Source organism: Nostoc sp. (assembly GCF_036919815.1).
In the GTDB taxonomy this organism is placed as follows: Bacteria; Cyanobacteriota; Cyanobacteriia; order Cyanobacteriales; family Nostocaceae; genus Nostoc.
This window is the reverse complement of sequence record NZ_JBALCE010000112.1, coordinates 1-16,344: the sequence shown is the minus strand read 5'-3', so window position 1 is coordinate 16,344 and position 16,344 is coordinate 1. Positions and strand designations below refer to the sequence as shown.

Genomic DNA, 16,344 nt, shown 5'->3' with positions numbered 1-16,344 from the left:
AATCGCTACACGTTATGATAAGCGAGCAATAAACTTTCTTGGTGCAATTTATCTTGCTGCTACTGTTATCTGGCTTAATTGATGACACGCCCTAAATTTGTCACAGAATTTAGTTTAAATTGTCTAGAAAAACTACCTTCAGTTTTACTGAAATAATCTTTATCTCCATTCTAATAAGCGATCGCACTAAGATTAAATAGCCAATTATCCCAATAGCGGGTATAATCTGCACCTACATAAAGTTTCAGGTCTTGTGCAGCGATCGCACCAGCATAGTATCTAAAAACACTATTATATTAGTGATATTACTTATAAAAATTAAATGGGAATAATTAGTTTTTTCCGTAAGTGTGTTAGAAGTGACTTCAGTGGGCTGCTTCTCGCAGCTGCTCCACATCGCGCATCGGTGGTGCACCAAAGAGCCGCTTGTACTCCCGGTTGAAGTGCGAGGCATCCTCGTACCCTACTCGGTAGGCAGCACTGGTAGCGTCAAGGTTTTCCCCCAGCATCAGACGGCGAGCCTCCTGGAGCCGCAGTTGCTTCTGGAACTGCAAGGGACTCATTGCAGTGACAGACTTGAAGTGATGGTGAAAGCCCGAGACGCTCATTCCCAGTTCTCGTGCGATGCTTTCAATCCGAAGCGGCTCGTTAAAGTCTTTACGAAGTCGCTCGACGGCTCTGGCGATGTGGTAGGTGTAGCCACCCAGAACTGCAATATGACGGAGCCGATTACCTTGGTCTCCCATCAGGAGTCGGTAAATGATTTCACGCTTAATCAGTGGTGCGAGAACATGAGCTTCAGCAGGGGAATCTAGAAGCCTGACGAGCCGCACCACAGCGTCCAACAGATTTACATCCAACGGACTTACGTCAATCGCTTTCACATCAGCACGGCTGCGCGATGAGGAATACCCTGCCTCGACCATGACTGAGCCAACGAGGGTGGGGTCAAGATCGAGGCGAAGGCTAAAATACGGTTGCGCCTTGGATGCTTCCAGAATTTGGCTGACAATCGGCAGTTCAACCGTAGCAAGCAGATAATGCATCGGGTCGTACTGATAGCGATCGCTGCCCAAAAGGACTTCTTTGCTGCCTTGAGCGATCGCACAAAAGGCAGGGACAGAGATCCCATGAACGCATTCCGCAGGCGAGGAGGAGCGGTTAAAGTGCAATCCTTTCAGTGGCTCAATTGTCCCATCATTACAGATAGCCTGTGAGATGCGCTCAGTCAGTTCGTCTCTGTTAGCTTGCCCTCTGTCTGCCTCACGTTTTGCCTGCGGGTCGTTCATTAAATCCATATCGGACTTTTCAATTATTTTGACAGCATTCATTTCTAAGTTTGCAGAATTGTACAACAATCTTAGACGATCGTTATATTGCTTGCCCTTGAGAATCCTTAGAATGAAGCTAAAGCAACGAAAAATGATTTCGGCTTATTGTAAGCATTCTGGATTTTTATTTAAGAAAAAACTCAGTTTGGATTGGGCAAGAAACTCGCCTACTGACAACCAAAATGTCATCAAGGCTAACCTTGTTTCTTAAAAAAATCCATCCCTACAGATAGAGTAAGCATAAATGCTCAATCCCTAGGATTGGGCTAGCAACCCAAATGGCATCAAGTGAAGGAATTAAGCAAATGGACATCAAAAGAAGTGGCTCACAGCCTTCCGCCAAAGGGCCAGCCGAGTATTTTACTGGCACTGTCCGCATTGACCCCCTGTTCGAGGCGCACGATCCAGCACGCGCGTCTGGTGCCAGTGTCACGTTCGAGCCTGGTGCTAGGACAGCATGGCATACCCACCCGTTGGGACAGACCCTGATCGTTACGGCAGGTTGCGGCTGGGTGCAGCGATGGGGTACTCCAAGGGAGGAAATTCGACCGGGGGACGCGATCTGGATCTCGCCGGATGAGAAGCATTGGCACGGTGCCACAGCAACCACAGCCATGACGCACATCGCCATTCAGGAATGGCTCGACGGCAAGCCCGTGGACTGGATGGAAAAGGTCAGCGACGAGCAGTATGAGGGAAGGTATTAATGCTTTTGAGATGGTTTCCCATCAAGGAAAAAACTGCCAGAAGAGAATGCTGATTTTGGTCTTTGCCCTAGCGATGTCCCTGAGTTACTCAGCCTGCCGTGCCGACAACAGTATGCCTAGCAGTGCCTCGTCGAAAATGCCGACTGAAATATCAACCAAGCAGGCAAACAGTATGAAGGTGACATGACTCCGACCACCAGGATGCGGAGCTTCTAGAATCACTTCAAAGATTTCCTAGTTGCTCCCAATCGAGCAGCGCTCAAGGCGATCCTTACGGGTTTTCGACTTTGACCTAGACTGAGATATCTTAGTCCCTGGCAAACCGTCTGCATAGGCGTTTTGGATTCCCGACTGTCCATCGGTACTAATTACTATCTTAACATATTCGTGGCAAATGCAATGCTGGTAAATATAAAGCCGTGCTAAAAGCACGGGGTTTTAAACCCAACTTTTCGATAAACATCAAGGTCAAAGACCAAGTTGTTACAGCCACTTTGATCGACAGCAAAACCACTCAGGATTTTGTTTCCCTGCTGCCATTAACGCTGACGATGAACGATTTGTTTGGAAGAGAAAAGTTTGCCCACCTGCCAAGAGCAATTTCGGAGGAGGGAGAGCGAACTAAAACTTATGAAGTTGGAGACGTAATTTACTGGTCTCCCGGTTCTGATCTGGCTATTTTTTATCGCCACGACGGACAGGAAATCCCCGACCCCGGCATCATCGCGATCGGCAAGATAGATGCTGGCATAAAGACATTTAATGTGCCTGGCTCTGTAGAAGTGACAGTAGAGCTTGTTCAATCGCAATAAAGAGGGTGATCTGCCTGTAACCCTTCTGAGGCGATGGATCAATGACGAGCAATATCCCAACTGATCTTCGCATCCGGTGGTTTTAAGACCTTGTTAGGTGAAAAATTGAAGGAGAAAAATAATGACAACGAACGAGAATGGAAACTACACAGGAAAAGTTGCTTTTGTGACCGGAGCAGCGAACGGCATCGGTCGAGCTACGGCGCTGGCGTTTGCACGTGAAGGCGCTAATATTGTGGTCGCTGACATTTCAGAAGAGGGCAATCAAGAAACGGCCCGCATGATCGACGAACTCGGCGGGCGGGCGATCGCCGTCAGGTGCGACGTGACGCAGACCGACGATGTGAAGGCGGCCTTAGCCAAGACCGTTGAGGCTTTTGGGCGGCTGGACTTCGCCTTCAACAACGCGGGCATTGAGCCGAGGAAGCCAGCTCCGACCGCGGAGTACGAGGAGGAGGAGTGGAACCGGATCATCGACACCAACCTCCGTAGTGTTTTCCTGTGCATGAAGCACGAGATCCCGCTGATCCTCAAGCAGGGAGGCGGCGCGATCGTCAACACGTCATCGGGCGCGGGAATCATCGGCATCAAGGGTAGCCCCGCATACACCGCCGCGAAGCACGGTGTGATCGGTCTCACCAAGTCGGCGGCCCTCGACTACGCCGCGCAGAACATCCGCGTCAACGCCGTCTGTCCTGGCTACATCAACACCCCGATGATGGATCGCTTCACCGGCGGCACGGCCGAAGGGCGCGCGAAGGTGATTGCCCAGGAGCCGATCGGACGGATGGGCAAGCCCGAGGAGATCGCCTCGGCAGTGCTCTGGCTGTGCTCGGACGCGGCTGCCTTTGTCGTTGGGCACGCTATGGTCATCGACGGCGGCCAAACAGTGCAGTGATGTTCGGGGCGATCGCCTTCGCCATGAGCCAGCCGGAGGATGTGGATATGAACGAGATTCTGTTCCGACCCACGCGCCAAGTGCTCTAAAGACTCGTAATTGACCAACAAAGGCAAGCATTAGTTTTTCACAAGGAAATTGTTCGATGAAAGCAACTGTTTACTATGCCCCTGGTGATGTTCGGGTTGAGACCGTTCCCGATCCGATGATTCAACAGCCCACAGATGCCATTGTCCGGATTACTCACGCCTGCATCTGCGGGTCTGACCTCTGGTTTTATCGGGGTGTGGAAGAGTGGCAACCGGGTTGGCGAACGGGACATGAATGGATGGGAATTGTGGAAGAGGTTGGCTCTGAGGTTCACAATCTAAAGAAGGGCGATCGCGTCCTCGCCCCCTTTGCGTTTTCAGATGGCACCTGTGAGTTCTGCAATAAAGGAATCCAGACCTCTTGCGGACAAGGTGGTTTTTGGGGAAGCAAGAACGATGGTGGACAAGCCCAAGCGATCCGTGCGCCGTTTGCCGATGGCACATTAGTCGTCATTCCCAAGGACGTTGAGAATGATGATCGGCTCCTCACCGCCATCCTGCCGCTCACCGATGTGATGTCAACCGGACATCATGCTGCCGTTTCAGCAGGTGTCCGCACAGGCAGCACGGTTGCAGTCGTTGGTGATGGTGCAGTGGGGTTGTGTGGAGTGCTTGCCGCTAAACGACTCGGTGCTGAACGCATCATTATTCTGGGGCGGCACGAATCACGGTTGGAGATTGCGAGACGTTTTGGTGCAACGGATGTTGTCAGCAGCCGAGGAGAGGAAGCGATCGCGGCTGTGAAAGAAATGACCCAAGGCGGTGCGGAGTCGGTACTGGAGTGTGTGGGCAGTGAGTCTGCAATGGCAACGGCAATCGGCATTGCGCGTCCCGGTGGAGCGATCGGGTATGTCGGCGTGCCGCACGGCAGCAGCCATAATTTCAATTTGGGCCGTTTATTTAGAAATAACATCACGTTGCGAGGCGGTGTTGCACCCGCCCGTGCTTACATTCCAGAATTGCTAACCGATACTGTGGCAGGCAAACTCGATGCCTCTGCTGTTCTTGATTTAACCGTCGATCTCGATAGTGTCCCCAGAGGGTATGCCGCAATGGATAGTCGGGAAGCGATCAAAGTGATGGTACGACTTTAGGCTCGGCTCATCTCTATATTCAACATCGTGCCTTCAAGTCCCGGCACAAAGCCACTAGACCCACACTCGTCTACTGCGGGGACGATTCTAACCTTTAGCGCAAAGACAGGAGTTCAAAAAATGCAAAAGCGAAAACTTGGAAACAGCAACTTGGAAGTCTCGGCGATCGGGCTGGGCTGCATGGGAATGAGCTTTTCCTATACTCCCTTCCCTGATAAAAATGAGATGATCTCCCTCATCCGTTCAGCGGTTGAAAAAGGAGTTACTTTTTTCGATACTGCTGAAGTTTATGGACCATTTGTAAATGAAGAACTTGTGGGAGAAGCCTTGGCTCCTTTTCGTGGGCAAGTTGTTATAGCGACCAAATTCGGATTTAAGCCTGCGACAAAAGACGAAACTCGCTGGAATGCTTTAGACAGCAGTCCGGCACACATCAAAAATGTTGTTGAAGGCTCACTTAAAAGGCTGAAGGTTGATGCAATTGATCTGTACTATCAGCACCGGGTTGACCCGAATGTGCCGATCGAAGACGTGGCAGGAGCGGTGAAGGATCTGATTCAGTCAGGTAAGGTTAAGCACTTCGGTCTTTCGGAAGCAGGAGTGCAAACGATTCGCCGCGCGCACGCTGTTCAGCCCGTCACTGCACTCCAGAGCGAATACTCACTGTGGTGGAGAAACCCTGAAGCGGAAGTGATCCCAACCCTTGAGGAACTTGGCATCGGCTTTGTCCCGTACAGCCCTCTGGGCAAGGGCTTCCTAACGGGGAAGATCGACGAGAACACCAAGCTGGACGAGTCCGACTTCCGCAACACCATCCCTCGCTTCACGCCCGAGGCGCGGAAGGCGAACCAAGGGCTGGTCGATCTGCTCGGCAGCATCGCCGAACGGAAGAATTCGACACCGGCTCAGATTGCGATCGCCTGGTTGCTGGCTCAGAAGCCCTGGATTGTTCCCATTCCAGGCACCACGAAGCTGCATCGCTTGGACGAAAACATCGGGGCAGTCTCAGTCGAACTCACGCCCGCCGATCTACATGACATCGATGACGCTGCCTCCCAGATTACAGTGCAAGGGGCTAGATATCCTGAAAAGCTGGAGCAAATGACTGGTCGTTGAGCGGCAAAAAATGTGTTCTCTCGTTTACATTTCGGTCATCGTAGCAGATTACCCACACGAGACAAAGGGCTGCTACGTGCAAGCCCGTGGATTGGATGGAACAGGTCAGCGATGAACAATATCAGGGGAACTTCAACAATTTACCAGGAGGTCAACATGAAAGCTAGACGATTTCTAATCCCTGGCGCATCGGTGCTGACGTTATGTCTGTTGTGCGCGTGCGGGCGTGCCCCTGCCGAACAGACCCAAGGCCGCATGGTACGGCTGGCGGAACTTGAGATCGATCCAGCTAAGTTAGAAAATTATAAAGCTGAGCTTAGGGAGGAAATCGAGGCTTCCATTCGCTTGGAGCCGGGGGTGCTGACCTTATATGCCGTATCTCTAAAGGATAACCCCACCAGCATAAGAATTCTTGAGACGTATGCTGATGTGGATGCGTACAAAGCGCACATCGAATCGCCTCAGTTCAAAAAATACAAGACCAATACACAGGAAATGGTCAAGTCCCTCAAACTTTTCGAGACCGATCCCGTTTCGCTCAGCGCGAAGTGATCCGCTCGGCCAGACCCTGATCGTGACGGCTGGCACAGGCTGGGTGCAGCAAGAGAGCGGTGAAAAGCAGGAGATCAGGCAAGGGGATGTTGTATGGACACCGCCCGGTGTGAAGCACTGGCACGGTGCCACGGCAACCGACCGACTGACACACATTGCCATTCAGGAGACGCTTGAAGGTAAGAACGTCGAATGGATGGAGAAGGTCAGCGATGAGGCATTGACCCGAATTGAAGTGGAAGGCGATCGCTATCCAGAAGAGTTGGAAAAGAGAACGGGACTTTAGAAGGAGTCACTCGCCTTAGAATTACGATTAGAAGAGGAAGGATCGGATGACAAATGAATCCCAGACAAACACAGCTGACCGCCCGTTGAGGATTACTGAAACAGCACACCAGAATCACGAAGAACTGTTTCCCAACCACAAATCAACGCTGAAAATAAGCGATCCCGAGTTGATCGAACTCTTTGATAACTTCGCCTTCGACGAGGTACTTGCTCATAGCAAGATGGATACAAAGACAAGAGTCATGCTCATTCTGGCCTCTATCATTGGCAGTCAAGCTTTGAGCGAATTCAAAATAATGATGGGCGCTGCGCTCAATGTCGGAGTAACGCCCGTTGAAATCAAAGAGATCGTGTATCAGGCGGTGGCATACGTGGGTATGGCAAAAGCATTTGACTTTATCCATGCCACTAATGAAGTGCTGTCTAGTAGAGGCATTCAATTACCTTTGGACGGGCAATCGACCACCAGTCTGGAAACACGCTACGATAAAGGGTTGGCAGTACAGAAAGCCATATTCGGCGAGACGATCGATCAAATGTATGAGCGATCGCCCAAAGACCAACTGCACATTCAAAGGTTTCTTTCTGCCAACTGCTTTGGCGACTATTACACCCGAAACGGTCTCGACATAAAAATTAGGGAGCTAGCAACACTTTCCATCCTCATCGCCTTGGGTGGGGTTGAATCGCAGATCAAAGGACACATTCAAGGCAATCTGAATGTTGGAAACGACAGGGAAACACTACTGTGTTTGATTACACAATTGTTGCCCTGGGTTGGATATCCCCGAACACTGAACGCCTTGAAATGCTTGAACGAAGTGACGCATGAGGGACAGTAATTAATGCCGTTCGATTTGCTAGGCGTGGTGACGAATGCTGGAAGAACGGAAGAAATTGACATCTGCAAATGGTGAAAACTTTGGGTGAGATAAAACTTAATACCTAAAATCACTGCTTTCCCGGTTGAAAGAGCGAATAAAAGTAATCGGCGGCTTCTGGGGCATTCTCAGGTTTCTTCGTAAACCAAATCAATTTTGCATATAGGGAGATAAATTCATGTACAACACAAAAGCTTATTCCGCAGCCAGTGCAACATCACCGCTGTCCTCCACCAAAATCAAGCGTCGCGATCCAAGCGAACACGACGTTCAGATTGAAATTCTCTTCTGCGGCATCTGCCACTCTGACCTCCATTCGGTACGTAACGAGTGGAGCAGCGTCATGTCCACTGTTTACCCAATTGTCCCCGGTCATGAGATCGTCGGCCGCGTCACCAATGTTGGCTCGGCAGTTACGAAGTACAAACTCGGTGATCTCGCTGCGGTCGGATGTCTGGTGGATTCCGATGGGACGTGCCCGAATTGCAAAGCCGGACTTGAGAACTTCTGCTCAAACCAGACCCTTACCTTCAACTCCCCAGACAAGCACCTTGGCGGTGTTACATACGGTGGGTACTCCGATAGCATTGTCGTCGATGAACGCTTCGTTCTGCGCGTCCCCGACCACCTCGATCTCGCTGGAGTCGCACCGCTCCTCTGTGCCGGAATCACAACTTATTCGCCCCTGCGCCACTGGGGTGTCACCAAGGGCAAGAAGGTCGGCGTGGTTGGTCTCGGCGGGCTGGGACACATGGGCGTGAAGTTCGCCCATGCATTCGGTGCCCATGTCGTCGTCTTCACCACTTCGCCCGACAAGAAGGAAGACGCGCTCCGCCTCGGTGCTGATGAAGTCGTTGTCTCCCGCAACACCGACGAAATGCAAAAACACGCTGGCAGCTTCGATTTCATTCTCGATACCGTCTCCGCCAAGCACGACATCAACGCCTATCTCAACCTGCTCCGCCTCGACGGGAACATCACCCTTGTCGGCGCACCCGAGAAACCTCTAGATGTCTCGGCATTCAGCCTCATCATGGCCCGTCGCAGTCTCTCCGGCTCTAACATTGGCGGCATCGCCGAAACCCAGGAGATGCTTGACTTTTGCAGTGAGCACAACATCACCGCGGATGTCGAAGTTATCCCTATCCAGAAGGTTAACGAAGCCTACGATCGCCTGCTCAAGTCCGATGTGAAGTACCGCTTCGTGATTGATATGGCATCTCTTAAATCTGAATAACTGAGGTGGAACCTCGAAGGAGAAAGCAAAATGCAAACGCGCAAAATTGGAAACAGCAATTTAGAAGTCTCGGCGATCGGGCTGGGCTGCATGGGAATGAGCTTTTCTTATAGCCCGCCCAAAGACACGCAGGAGATGAGCGCTCTTTTAGGGGCCGCTGTCGATCGCGGCATTACATTCTTTGATACCGCCGAGGTCTACGGCCCGTTCTTGAATGAAGAGCTTGTGGGCGAAGCCCTTGCTCCCTTCCGTGGGCAAGTGGCGATCGCCTGGCTGCTAGCCCAGAAGGCGTGGATTGTTCCGATCCCAGGCACCACGAAGTTGCATCGCTTGGACGAAAACATCGGGGCAGTCTCAGTCGAACTGATGCCCGACGATCTGCGTGACATCGATGACGCCGCCTCCAAGATCGCGGTGCAAGGGGCTCAATACCCCGAAAAGTTGGAGCAAATGACCGGTCGTTGAGCGGCAAAAAATGTGTTCTCAACCTCAAGAAAGGTTTTGCGTAGCAGAAACTGTCCCTCTCCTTGGTAAGGAGAGGGATGTCTGTCAGGACTCTTTGAGGTTTTTGTTTTGGGTAATTCGATGAGTTGTGTGTACATCGTAGCTTCCCTAGCAGGAAAGGGGGGTTAGGTTCTTGATTACTGAATCGATGCTCTAGCCCCTTATTGAAGAAAGAACAAGGGGACAAGGGGACTTGTCTCTTTCTTTAATCTTCCCAACTCCCCACTCACTTCAATAGAACAAATGTACTAAATGATATGCTATAATTCCAATACTTTGATCTTGAAATCATCGTAGAGGATAAGCTCTGCTTGCTATCTTTACTGAGTGCCAAAAGTTACGACATTGTTTTAGCCTTGCGCTATGGCAATATCTACAAACAAAGCAGGTACGAGAGTTTAAAATAGTTGAATCCTAAACTCGACTCGGTGCTACTAATTAACTTTGAAAGGCATTGAAGTCTATATTTCCATGTCTTACGAACCCCTGCACCACAAATATCGCCCCAAGAGTTTTGCTGAACTGGTGGGACAAGAGGCGATCGCTACCACCCTCACGAACGCGATCGGCACATCCAAAATCGCCCCCGCCTATTTATTCACTGGCCCCAGAGGTACGGGGAAAACTTCTAGCGCCCGGATTCTGGCTAAATCTCTGAATTGTCTCAAAGGTGATAAGCCGACTGCTGAACCCTGCGGCGTGTGTAATGTTTGTCAGGGAATCACCAAGGGTTACGCCCTAGATGTAATTGAAATCGATGCCGCCAGCAACACTGGTGTCGATAATATCCGCGAGTTGATTGAAAAAGCCCAGTTTGCTCCTGTGGAGTGTCGCTACAAGGTTTATGTCATCGATGAATGCTTAACTGGAGATTCTCTGGTCTTGACTGATGACGGACTTAACAGAATCGATGACCCAAAAATCAAAGACAAGAGGGTTCTGAGTTACAACGACTCATCTCTTAAGTGGGAATTTAAGAAAGTTGTCAGGTGGTTAGACCAAGGAGAACGGCAAACCCTGGTTATCAAGACAACTAATCGAGAAATTAGATGTACGGGTAATCATTTAATTAGGACAAACCAGGGATGGCTACAAGCATTGGACGTAAAAGAAGGAATGAAGATACTATCCCCTGTGAATGTGGATGTGGCATCCTCATTTACAAATTTGGTATCGATGGACGCACCCGGAGATTTGCTAGCGGACACCAGTTTAAAGGCAATACATCCGGGCAAAAATCATTTGACCTGGAATCTATCCTTAAACAAGCCGAATTACTGCGACCTTTCTGTGCTTGCGGGTGTGGAGAAAAGCTTGATATCCCAACCTTTTTACAAAAAAAAGGCCGAGGAATCATCAGCATCCAGTCTCGTTGGGAAAAACATCCATATAAAAAAGGACACGGAATTTGGGAACTTAGAACAGAAAAGTTTCTTGTTTACACCAGAAGTAGTACTGGCAAGACATACCACTATATACGGTTGGGGGCAAGCACCAGTAGAAAATGGCTGGCAGACCTTAAACAATATTCCATCCCCTCGATGGATTACAAGTTTGGAGACAGTCGAATCTGTTCACCTCGCTGGGATTGAGCGAGTCTATGACATTGAAGTTGCAGATAATCGTAACTTTGTGGCAAATGGGCTTTTGGTACATAATTGCCACATGCTCAGTACTCAGGCGTTCAACGCGCTACTGAAGACACTAGAAGAACCACCGAGACACGTAGTTTTTGTATTGGCGACAACAGACCCGCAACGGGTGTTACCAACAATTATTTCGCGCTGTCAAAGGTTTGATTTTAGACGGATTCAGTTAGAAGCGATGGTGAAGCATTTAAGTGCGATCGCCTCTATAGAAAACATTCATATTTCACCCGATGCTGTAACCCTGGTAGCCCAACTTGCTCAGGGAGGATTGCGAGATGCCGAAAGTTTACTCGACCAATTGGGTTTGTTAGCAGGTGAAGTGACACCAGAGCGAGTTTGGGATTTGGTGGGGACGGTAAGCGAACAGGACTTGCTGGGACTTTTAAATGCGATCGCTCAAGATAAACCAGAAGCAGTTCTAGATTGTACCAACAACATTCTAGATCGTGGTCGAGAACCCCTAACTCTTCTGCAAAATCTCGCCGCTTTCTACCGCGATTTACTCATAGCTAAAACAGCACCCAACCGCCACGATTTGGTTGCTTGTACTCAGCAAACCTGGACAGCGCTGGTTGAGTTTGCCCAATACTTGGATATGAGCGCGATTTTAGCAGGACAGCAACACCTACGCACATCAGAAGTGCAAATTAAAAATACCACCCAGCCGCGTTTGTGGTTGGAGGTAACATTACTAGGATTGTTACCCAGTGCAACAAATATTCAGCCACAAGCCCCAAGTATCTCACCGCCAGTTAACACACCTGCTGTATCTCCAAGCTATCCTCCAGCAGTTGCCCCAAATCAGGCAATCTCTTCTGTACCTCTAGCTGATTCGCAAACAAATCAGAATTCTGCATCCCAAAATCAGCCCGTCACTTCATCTCCCCCAGTTGAACGGCAAACAAATCACAATTCTGCTGCTAACTCAGTTTCACCACCAACCCCAGAACCTGTATCTGTACCCGTGCCACCTGCGAACATTGAACCAGTAACTTCAGAAGTTGTTGGCGAAGCAGAGTATGACTTAACTCAAGTTTGGCAACAAGTGCGTGCTAATTTTCCGATGCCTTCCAGACAAGCTTTACTGGGGCAAATGTGCCAGCTAATAGAGTTTAACGGTACTGTAGCGCGTATTGCTGTCAAAGGGTCTAAATGGTATGAAACACTTAAATCTGATCTCCCGATGATGAAGGCAGCTTTCCAGCAGACTTTTCAACGTGAAGTTCAGGTAAATCTAGAACAAGTAAGTTCTGCAACTCCTACCTCAGCTAGAAAGAATCCTCCCCCAAAAGACTCTACTCGCGTTCAGCAGCCATCAACTCCCAGTTATAACCAGCAAATTCCGCCTCCAGCGCCAGTACCGCAGCCAACCACTCCACCACCAGCACCACTAAAAACCGAATCGGCAACAAGGAACGGAAATGGTGTAAATAGAAATGGTGTAAATGGAAATGGTGTGCAAGCTTTGCCTTCAACTGCAAAACTAAGACCCGCAACTGATTGGGAAGTTGACGAAGTAGCGATCGCAGCTCAGCGTCTAGCAGAATTCTTCAACGGACAAATTATCCGCTTTGCAGATGATTCCACAGAATTCTCCGACTCTATAACTGCGCCTGAGTGGGTAGAAGAATCAGAAGTTGATGATGAATAATGCTTTTAATATATTGAATTAAAAACTGGGAAATGAATAAAACTTATTTGATGCGGAAAAATAATCAAAGCTAATGTTACTAATTATATCTTACTCATGATTTTAGTTTCAATAAAATACTACAAAGCTATATCCAACTTAGATTTTTAGTTTTACTACTAATTAAGTTTATTTTGTTTAACTCGTTAGTTGTTTGTTTGTAGCATAAAATATGCGATATAACCGATTTTTGTTGAGTAATTTATTCTTTGGAAGTTCCATATAGTTGCTTCTAAAGTGAGGGATAATCGCTATGCTTCAGGTCGAGATTGACTGGTTTCCCCCAGCCAACGTAAGCTAAGTTGTCCATTATTGTTGTCGTCTTCTTCTCGATAATAACAAACTATACAATAAATATATGTGCCTTCTTGAGGCCACTCAGCATAATCTAGGGGTAGTGGTTTACACTCCTCTTTGTAGTGAAAAATAGGCCCAATATGAATTAAACCTATATACCTATAGGAATCCTTTGGAAAATCATTGACTTCTATAAATATGCCAAAAGGTCTAATTTTTCCTACTTTTGCCGAAAACTTACGACCAATGGGAAATTGCTGCTTAAGCAGTAACCAGTGTTCTTTCCTAAGTAGCCGCCATTGTTCTTCAATCATTTTCATCAGGAGTCTCAGGCACGAAAATCAGCATTAAAAAAAGAGATTACACTTGTAATATTTTTGGCTTTGCACTAACTATAACTTACGATGTAGCGCTCTCAAACCTATTTATTTACTCAGTATAAACTACACAGTAGTATCAACTTAATTGACCTGAACGTAGGATACTTTCATCGCTACAATGTTACTATCAGTGGCGAAGTTTTTCAGTGAAAAAGGCAGGAGGCAGAGGGCATTATTCCTCCTGTCTCCTGCCTCTGTTATTTTTAATTTCCCAAAGGGGCTATTCCCCATTCCCCGTATGCAAAGTTTTCACCCATTTCAGCCGCTTTGGTCTGACCGACATCCGGGCAGTAGTACTGCTCATAACTACTAACCAGTGCAACATATATAAACTGCCGCGCAGGGTTTGCACTAGCAACAGAAAATATGTAGAAAGTGGGAATTTTTGATCTTGACGTATCCGCCTCAAACCTGTAAACATCCCTACCATCGACATAGAAATGGACAAGCCTGTGATCGGACTTAACATTGGTGGACGATGACGAGCGATCGCCATTAATAAATCTGGTACTGTTGCTGTGGGCAAGATATACATAATCAGCATAAAAATCAGCAAATCCCAGCTTTTGCGCGTTCCCATGCGGTTTTTGAGAATTAAATCCCAGTAATCCAGATAGCGTTGATAACCGCCTTCTGCCCAACGGTTGCGCTGATGCCAGAGTGAAACTGCGCTCGTCACTCCTTCTTCTTGCACGGCTGGATGGAAAACACACTCAATATCCCATTTCTCCAAATGTAAGCGGATTGTCAAATCTAAATCATCGGTAATAGTTTCTTCATTCCAGCCACCGCAGCTTTCTAAGGCGGAACGCCTGACAAATTGACCATTGCCCCGCAGTTCGCCAATGCCACCAAGGGCAGTTCGCTGTTGCTGAAACCAGGTATCAAGTGCCATTTCTGCCATTTGCCCCTTAGTCCAAAAGTTTTCTTTAGCGTTGGCGATCGCTTTTCGCACCTGCACCGCCCCCACCTTTTCTCTTTGAAATAAAGGTATTACCTGTAGTAACAAGTCTGGTGTCACTTGGGCATCAGCATCAAATACTGCTATAATGTCACCCTTTGTCAGTGGCAACACCTGATTTAACGCCCCCGATTTGCCACCACTAGCTTCTGCTGAACGCCTTAGTACTTTCAGTTGCTCGTGTTTCTGCTCTAGTTCTGCTAATAAATGTGGCGTACTATCACTGCTGTGATCATCAATTATCCATACTTCGTACTGCCCACCTGGATATTCCAGATTACAAAGATTTTTGACTAATTTAGCAATTACCGCTTCCTCATTTTTCGCAGCCACCAGTAAAGATACAGAGGGCAAATCTCCCTGTATTTCTTTTGGATAGCGACGGGGTTTAGTAAACACTACCACCAAGGCATGAAATCCTAGAATGGTGGTCATTCCTAGAATAAATATAGAAGCCCAAGAAACTAAATGTAGAGCGATCGTGCCACTCCAGACGATAGTCAAGACTAGAGCCGCCTTACGTCTACGAGCTTGAAACCGGGGTTTTAGAGACACAGGATCTGTCTCTAACACTGACTCCTCATCTACTGATAGGTCAGACAACAAGGAATTCAGAGGATCAAGCTCTTGATAAGAATCTTCTTCGGGCCAGGAATTCGCTGGCATAGGTTAGGTTGCTTGATTCAAAAACCAGTATTTGTCTACAGTTAGTAATTTTACGGTCAAATATCCCTAAGCTACTTTTCCCGATATTAATCGGAATGGGCAAACTGCAATACCCGCTATCCCTAAGCCAAAAGCCACTGGGACTACCTTTTTGTCACCGCCACTCTGCGTAATTACCTTGGATTAACCAGGGTTGCTACTCTTAGACAGAAGCTTGATTCCTTTGATAGCCACTTAGGCAGGAAGCTTGTAGAGTCGGACTTTCTCCAATGAGAACTCCGGTTTAGGCAAAGTAATAGCAAGGTAGCAGCAGCTAGTTGTTGGGAGAAATAGCAATAACGGCATCCACTACTTTACAGTGGGTATTTTTAGTGTTATCTTTCCCAGCTTCGATAAAAGTTAATGCAGCATCATTGTAACCGAAATTTTAATATTTCTTAGCAGTAACTTCATTTATGAGGCATTGGGCATGGATTATTCCCCTTGTCCCCCTTGTCCCCTTCATCCCCCTCACTCCCCACTCCCCACTCCCCCCTATGTGCTTTAGACACATCTTTTGGGAACACTACTAACAGCCACTAATATCCCCAGTTGCCAAATAACTTGAGGAACATTTAACAATGTCTATTGAGCAAATCCAGCCTGCCACTCAACAACAAGCCAGTGTTTACTTACCTTACGTTCAGGGCGCTAGGCGCAATTTCTTACCTTATGCCATCAGTCTTTATCAAAAAGGGGTCTTGGAGGGACATCGGAAGATAGAAGCTAGTGAACATGTCCCCTTTGTCGCCTCCTGGAATGTTGGTACCCTACCCTCAGACTTAACCCGTTGCCGAATCCAGTTTGATGGCAACGCTGAACTGAGTTACGAACTGATGATGGCTAGTTTCGAGTTTATTAATTTTTTAATTGAACTTATGGACAACTATAAACGTTATCGCGTAACCGATTTTTCACAACCGTTTTACCGCAAGCTACTGCGTATAGACGATTGATTAAACTCAGCCGGACTTTTACCAGTTCGGCTTGTTTTAAAGACAAGCCTATGTGGTTTAAGGGGATTCATCCTGAACTACTCCTTGAAATTCTGCTTCAGCCTAAGAGGTTGTTTGAAAAGTGATATGTTGTGATTTTAATCGAATTGTTACCCCCCTTAATCCCCCCTTGTAAAGGGGGGAAACAAGAAAAATTT

16 protein-coding genes and 1 pseudogene are annotated in these 16,344 nt (G+C 48.0%); 14 read left to right on the top strand and 3 right to left on the bottom strand.

All coding sequences use genetic code 11. The features are described from left to right. Window positions 1–365: 365 nt before the first annotated feature. Window positions 366–1,331: an AraC family transcriptional regulator gene (locus V7K15_RS25575; RefSeq protein ID WP_334910084.1), complete on the bottom strand. Its 966-nt coding sequence runs from the start codon at window positions 1,329–1,331 to the stop codon at window positions 366–368. A 278-nt stretch (window positions 1,332–1,609) separates the two neighbouring features. Between V7K15_RS25575 and V7K15_RS25570 the strand changes: the two genes are divergently transcribed. From V7K15_RS25570 to dnaX, 13 genes and pseudogenes are all read left to right on the top strand, one after another. Then, on the top strand, window positions 1,610–2,038 hold the full coding sequence (locus V7K15_RS25570) for a (R)-mandelonitrile lyase (RefSeq protein ID WP_334910083.1): 429 nt from the start codon (window positions 1,610–1,612) through the stop codon (window positions 2,036–2,038). After that, window positions 2,022–2,225, top strand: a complete 204-nt coding sequence (locus V7K15_RS25565; protein ID WP_334910081.1) for a hypothetical protein — start codon at window positions 2,022–2,024, stop codon at window positions 2,223–2,225. The genes V7K15_RS25570 and V7K15_RS25565 overlap by 17 nt, the downstream gene beginning before the upstream one ends. 232 nt (window positions 2,226–2,457) lie before the next feature. Beyond that, window positions 2,458–2,850: a cyclophilin-like fold protein gene (locus tag V7K15_RS25560; RefSeq protein WP_334910079.1), complete on the top strand. Its 393-nt coding sequence runs from the start codon at window positions 2,458–2,460 to the stop codon at window positions 2,848–2,850. A 121-nt stretch (window positions 2,851–2,971) separates the two neighbouring features. Continuing rightward, window positions 2,972–3,748: an SDR family oxidoreductase gene (locus V7K15_RS25555; RefSeq protein WP_334910077.1), complete on the top strand. Its 777-nt coding sequence runs from the start codon at window positions 2,972–2,974 to the stop codon at window positions 3,746–3,748. Between the two features lie 145 nt (window positions 3,749–3,893). After that, a pseudogene (locus V7K15_RS25550) lies at window positions 3,894–4,211 on the top strand (alcohol dehydrogenase catalytic domain-containing protein); the annotation flags it as partial. A gap of 141 nt (window positions 4,212–4,352) precedes the next feature. Beyond that, entirely contained in the window at window positions 4,353–4,931 is a 579-nt protein-coding gene (locus tag V7K15_RS25545; protein WP_334910086.1) for a zinc-binding dehydrogenase, read from the top strand. 120 nt (window positions 4,932–5,051) lie between these two features. Next, complete coding sequence (locus tag V7K15_RS25540; protein ID WP_334910075.1) at window positions 5,052–6,047, top strand: aldo/keto reductase; 996 nt, start codon at window positions 5,052–5,054, stop codon at window positions 6,045–6,047. Between the two features lie 111 nt (window positions 6,048–6,158). After that, a complete protein-coding gene (locus tag V7K15_RS25535) occupies window positions 6,159–6,599 on the top strand; it encodes a putative quinol monooxygenase (RefSeq protein WP_334910073.1) in 441 nt (146 codons plus the stop codon). Between the two features lie 22 nt (window positions 6,600–6,621). Continuing rightward, window positions 6,622–6,885 carry a cupin domain-containing protein gene (locus V7K15_RS25530; RefSeq protein WP_334833748.1) on the top strand — a complete coding sequence of 88 codons (264 nt, stop codon included), beginning with the start codon at window positions 6,622–6,624 and terminating at the stop codon, window positions 6,883–6,885. 46 nt (window positions 6,886–6,931) lie between these two features. Next, window positions 6,932–7,729, top strand: a complete 798-nt coding sequence (locus V7K15_RS25525; RefSeq protein ID WP_334910071.1) for a carboxymuconolactone decarboxylase family protein — start codon at window positions 6,932–6,934, stop codon at window positions 7,727–7,729. Window positions 7,730–7,946: 217 nt separating this feature from the next. Continuing rightward, complete coding sequence (locus V7K15_RS25520) at window positions 7,947–9,005, top strand: NAD(P)-dependent alcohol dehydrogenase (protein WP_334910069.1); 1,059 nt, start codon at window positions 7,947–7,949, stop codon at window positions 9,003–9,005. A gap of 30 nt (window positions 9,006–9,035) precedes the next feature. After that, window positions 9,036–9,470: an aldo/keto reductase gene (locus V7K15_RS25515; protein ID WP_334910067.1), complete on the top strand. Its 435-nt coding sequence runs from the start codon at window positions 9,036–9,038 to the stop codon at window positions 9,468–9,470. A gap of 510 nt (window positions 9,471–9,980) precedes the next feature. Further along, complete coding sequence (gene dnaX / locus V7K15_RS25510; RefSeq protein ID WP_334910065.1) at window positions 9,981–12,809, top strand: DNA polymerase III subunit gamma/tau; 2,829 nt, start codon at window positions 9,981–9,983, stop codon at window positions 12,807–12,809. A gap of 290 nt (window positions 12,810–13,099) precedes the next feature. Here dnaX and V7K15_RS25505 read toward each other — a convergent pair whose 3' ends face one another. Then, window positions 13,100–13,465, bottom strand: a complete 366-nt coding sequence (locus tag V7K15_RS25505) for a hypothetical protein (RefSeq protein WP_334910063.1) — start codon at window positions 13,463–13,465, stop codon at window positions 13,100–13,102. Window positions 13,466–13,745: 280 nt separating this feature from the next. Further along, entirely contained in the window at window positions 13,746–15,152 is a 1,407-nt protein-coding gene (locus V7K15_RS25500) for a glycosyltransferase (protein ID WP_334910061.1), read from the bottom strand. Window positions 15,153–15,772: 620 nt separating this feature from the next. On the opposite strand from V7K15_RS25500, the gene ebsA reads away from it, so the two are divergent. Beyond that, complete coding sequence (gene ebsA, locus V7K15_RS25495; protein ID WP_334790270.1) at window positions 15,773–16,147, top strand: type IV pilus biogenesis protein EbsA; 375 nt, start codon at window positions 15,773–15,775, stop codon at window positions 16,145–16,147. Window positions 16,148–16,344 lie beyond the last annotated feature (197 nt).

What these genes read in the sequence shown, in the direction of transcription:
- V7K15_RS25575 (WP_334910084.1), bottom strand. Translation starts at nt 1,331, where the DNA reads ATGAATGCTGTCAAAATAATTGAAAAGTCCGATATGGATTTAATGAAC.
- V7K15_RS25570 (WP_334910083.1), top strand. Translation starts at nt 1,610, where the DNA reads ATGGCATCAAGTGAAGGAATTAAGCAAATGGACATCAAAAGAAGTGGC.
- V7K15_RS25565 (WP_334910081.1), top strand. Translation starts at nt 2,022, where the DNA reads ATGAGGGAAGGTATTAATGCTTTTGAGATGGTTTCCCATCAAGGAAAA.
- V7K15_RS25555 (WP_334910077.1), top strand. Translation starts at nt 2,972, where the DNA reads ATGACAACGAACGAGAATGGAAACTACACAGGAAAAGTTGCTTTTGTG.
- V7K15_RS25545 (WP_334910086.1), top strand. Translation starts at nt 4,353, where the DNA reads ATGTCAACCGGACATCATGCTGCCGTTTCAGCAGGTGTCCGCACAGGC.
- V7K15_RS25540 (WP_334910075.1), top strand. Translation starts at nt 5,052, where the DNA reads ATGCAAAAGCGAAAACTTGGAAACAGCAACTTGGAAGTCTCGGCGATC.
- V7K15_RS25535 (WP_334910073.1), top strand. Translation starts at nt 6,159, where the DNA reads ATGAACAATATCAGGGGAACTTCAACAATTTACCAGGAGGTCAACATG.
- V7K15_RS25525 (WP_334910071.1), top strand. Translation starts at nt 6,932, where the DNA reads ATGACAAATGAATCCCAGACAAACACAGCTGACCGCCCGTTGAGGATT.
- V7K15_RS25520 (WP_334910069.1), top strand. Translation starts at nt 7,947, where the DNA reads ATGTACAACACAAAAGCTTATTCCGCAGCCAGTGCAACATCACCGCTG.
- V7K15_RS25515 (WP_334910067.1), top strand. Translation starts at nt 9,036, where the DNA reads ATGCAAACGCGCAAAATTGGAAACAGCAATTTAGAAGTCTCGGCGATC.
- dnaX (WP_334910065.1), top strand. Translation starts at nt 9,981, where the DNA reads ATGTCTTACGAACCCCTGCACCACAAATATCGCCCCAAGAGTTTTGCT.
- V7K15_RS25505 (WP_334910063.1), bottom strand. Translation starts at nt 13,465, where the DNA reads ATGAAAATGATTGAAGAACAATGGCGGCTACTTAGGAAAGAACACTGG.
- V7K15_RS25500 (WP_334910061.1), bottom strand. Translation starts at nt 15,152, where the DNA reads ATGCCAGCGAATTCCTGGCCCGAAGAAGATTCTTATCAAGAGCTTGAT.
- ebsA (WP_334790270.1), top strand. Translation starts at nt 15,773, where the DNA reads ATGTCTATTGAGCAAATCCAGCCTGCCACTCAACAACAAGCCAGTGTT.